This window comes from Mycobacterium sp., from assembly GCF_035314665.1.
In the GTDB taxonomy this organism is placed as follows: domain Bacteria; phylum Actinomycetota; class Actinomycetes; order Mycobacteriales; family Mycobacteriaceae; genus Mycobacterium.
The window spans coordinates 1-3,335 of the sequence record NZ_DATFZD010000234.1 but is presented as its reverse complement, the minus strand read 5'-3'; the positions used below and the strand labels follow the sequence as shown (position 1 = coordinate 3,335).

The following is a 3,335-nucleotide window of genomic DNA, read 5'->3' as shown; positions in this document are numbered from 1 at the left end:
CGTGGAGGTAAGGGTCCCGTTGATCGGCAGCAACATCGAGACCTATGTCGGTGGCCTGCTGGCCGAACAGATCCCTGCAATACTTCGCTTCACCACGGTGTGGATCGCGGAGAATGGCTGACACCAAGCCATCATCGGTGCCGTGTCCGCTATGCCAGGGGTTTCATCTCCTGAAGCATCGTCGGCACCAACTCGCTGACGGTCGGGTGGATGTGCATCGTGCGTGACAGCGTGGTGTAGGGCGCCCCGGCGGACATGATGTCCAGAATCTCGTGGACCACCTCGTCGCCGCCCACCCCGAAGATCGCCGCGCCGAGGATCTTGTCGGTCTCCGCGTCGACGACGACCTTCATGAATCCTTGCGTCTCACCCTTTTCCACGGCCCGGCCCACGCGGGTCATCGGGCGGAAGCCCAGCAGTGCCTTGCGGCCGGACTTGCGTACCTCCTCGACGGTCTGCCCGGCCCGGCCCAGCGGCGGGTCGATGTACAGCGCGTAGGTGGTGATCCGGTCGCTGACCTTGCGTGGATCGTCATCGAGCAGGTTGGCCGCGACGATCTCGAAGTCGTTGTAGGACGTGTGGGTGAACGCGCCGCGGCCGTTGCAGTCGCCCATCGCCCAGATGTGCTCGACGTTGGTGCGCAACTGGTCGTCGACGACGATGTATCCGCGGGCATTAGTTTGCACGCCGGCCCGATCGAGGCCCAGATCGTCGGTGTTGGGCCGGCGGCCGACAGCCACCAGCAGGTGCGAACCGACGATGCGGGGCGCGCCCGCCCGCGGCGTCACGGCGATACCGGCGCCGTCACGGGCGACGCTGATGTCGTCTGCATTGCACTGCACCGCAATGCCTTCGCCCTCCAGGATCGCCTGGATGGTCGCTGACACATCGGGATCCTCTCGCCCTGCCAGCCGCGCTCCCCGTTCCAGAATCGTCACGGCCGCGCCGAACCGGCGGTACATCTGGGCGAATTCCAGCCCGATGTAGCTGCCGCCGATGATGACCAGATGCTCTGGCACCGTGTCGAGTTCGAGAATCCCGACGTTGGTCAGGTAGTCGACGTCGGCCAATCCTGAGATGTTGGGGGCCACCGCGCGGGCCCCGACGTTCAGGAAGATCCGGTCGGCCTGCAGGAGGTCGTCGCCGACGCGCAGGGTGTGCTGGTCCTCGAAACGCGCGTGCCCGCGAACCACCGTGCAGCCCTTCATCCCTTCAAGCCACGACTCGACGCCGTGGCGGTCGTTGAGCATGATGCCGTCTTTGCGCGCCTTGACCTTGGCCATGTCCACGGTCACCGGCCCGGTGCCGACGCCGTACTCAGCTCCGCGCCTGGCCAGGTGGGCCGCATGCGCGCTGGCCACCAGGGTCTTGGTGGGAATACACCCGGTGTTGACGCAGGTGCCGCCGATCAGCTTGCGCTCGACCACCGCGACGGTCTGGGCGGCGTCGGTCAACCGTCCGGCCAGCGGTGGTCCGGCCTGCCCGGCACCGACGACGATCGCGTCGAACCGGGGAGTCATACGGTGCTCGTCGGATACGCGATGAGAAAGCCGCCCCCGACCGCGACGCCATCTTCGAGGAGCGCAATCGGCAGATCGCGGCCCCCCGTGGCGGCAACCAGCCGCCTGCGGGCCTCACAACCGCCCACGGTGCCCAGCACCGCGCCAACCAGTCCGGCGGCGATCGCGGGGAACGTGAAGGCCCACGCCGCCCCGATCACCGCTGCCGAGAAGCCACCGCTGATGAGCCGCGCGATGAACTGCGGCGTCTTACGGCTCGAGGTTTTTGGCAGCTGGTCGGTGATCAGCTCGACGACCAGCAGAACGGTCAGCAGCCCGACAGTGATCGAGTTCCCCATCCACGACGCCCATGTCCCGTCGACGTGGAGCCAGTCCAGAAACGCCGCCCAGCTGACCACGGCAGGCGCGGTGAACGCACGCAAGCCGGCGACAATCCCGATGAGCAGAGCGAACAGCAGAATAAGAACGTGCGTCATGCGACCTCCTCGCGTCGACCCCCGCCCGGGACGCTAGCATCCGCGCCCCAGGCAGGTAGCTCTTCGTGCAGAAGCGGCAGAACCTGATGTCGGAGGCCAGAATTGCCTTGGCCCCGATGCTGGCCAACTCGTCCATGATCGCGTTGACGCCCTTGCGCGGCACCAGCGCCCGCACCGCCACCCAGCCTGGGTCGGCCAGTGGTGCGGTGGCCGGCGACTCCAGCCCCGGCGTCACCTCGGTGGCGCGGTCGAGTACCGCTCGTGGGCAGTCGTAGTCGAGCATCAGGTACTGCTCACCGAACACGACGCCCTGCGCCCGACCGGCGCGCTGGTCACGCGGGGCCGCGGTTTCCTCGTAAGGCGGTTTCGCGTTCGACCAGCACCGCCTCCGAATCACACAGCGGCTCAACGAAAGCCACCAAGTTGCACAGTCCCAGCGTGCGGCCCGATCCGACCACGTGCGGCCGGCTGGGGCCGCATAGCGGAAGGTCGACGCCACGAATCCCAGCACCAGCCGTTCCCGCACCGGGGCCCTACATTCGTTGCAGCACAATAATTATGAGCGCAAGAACGCAAGTCGGTTTGCACACCCGAGGCACACGCAGACGCGGACCATCGACATCCCGTACCGCTTCTGCGTCTGTCATCTCGAGAAACTCTGACTGCGGTGATGCAGGATGTCTCATTCGTTGTCAACGGGCTTTTGTCTCAAATTTGTTTCATTTTTTCAGATGACCGAGCCAACCCGCTCTCCGAAGGTCGTTGAGCCCACAGAACCGAAGGATGTGCCGGCCGCCGTTTCGTCATATGACGATGGATCACCTATCTGTCGAGGCACCGCCCGCGGTGGTGTTTTTTGCAGCAATACGTCAGGGCCCATGGTCCTCAAACGGTCTGTAGCGCAACATGATTCGTGGATGAGCTTCATTATCCATGACAGAAGTCTCCGTTTTCATCAGATGAATCACCGGAGCCCAGATATGTTCATCATGATGTGGGCGCTTCGACCGCATCCCGCGCTCCGAGTGATCGACGCAGTGGACGGTGGCGCTGGCCGAGGTGATCAGCCTCGCCCGCGGACGCAACGGTACGGTCCTGGACTGTACTGCCTTGTCCGTTTTATGGTGGTCGCTGTGATCCAGACTTCCGATACCGCCACCGCGTACTGCCCTTGGTCGCCACGCGAGGCCGAGTTGCTTGCGGTGACGTTGCGGCTGCTGCAGCAGCATGGGTATGACAGGTTGACGCTGGAGGCGGTCGCGGCGAGCGCCCACGCCAGTAAGGCGACGATGTACCGCCGCTGGCCGTCGAAAGCCGAACTGGTGTTAGCCGCGTTCCT

The 3,335-nt window shown here is 65.1% G+C and carries 3 protein-coding genes and 1 pseudogene; 1 reads left to right on the top strand and 3 read right to left on the bottom strand.

Annotated features, from left to right (window positions below; all coding sequences use genetic code 11):
• Window positions 1-149: 149 nt before the first annotated feature.
• From VKI00_RS17330 to hisG, 3 genes and pseudogenes are all read right to left on the bottom strand, one after another.
• A complete protein-coding gene (locus tag VKI00_RS17330; protein WP_324439482.1) occupies window positions 150-1,520 on the bottom strand; it encodes an FAD-containing oxidoreductase in 1,371 nt (456 codons plus the stop codon).
• On the bottom strand, window positions 1,517-1,996 hold the full coding sequence (locus VKI00_RS17325; protein ID WP_324439480.1) for a DUF4126 family protein: 480 nt from the start codon (window positions 1,994-1,996) through the stop codon (window positions 1,517-1,519). Before VKI00_RS17325 ends, VKI00_RS17330 begins: the two co-directional genes overlap by 4 nt.
• A 70-nt stretch (window positions 1,997-2,066) precedes the next feature.
• Window positions 2,067-2,537, bottom strand: a pseudogene (gene hisG, locus VKI00_RS17320) (ATP phosphoribosyltransferase); the annotation flags it as partial.
• Window positions 2,538-3,117: 580 nt separating this feature from the next.
• On the opposite strand from hisG, the gene VKI00_RS17315 reads away from it, so the two are divergent.
• Window positions 3,118-3,335 (top strand): helix-turn-helix domain-containing protein (locus tag VKI00_RS17315; RefSeq protein WP_414687230.1); only part of this gene is annotated, 218 nt, incomplete at its 3' end.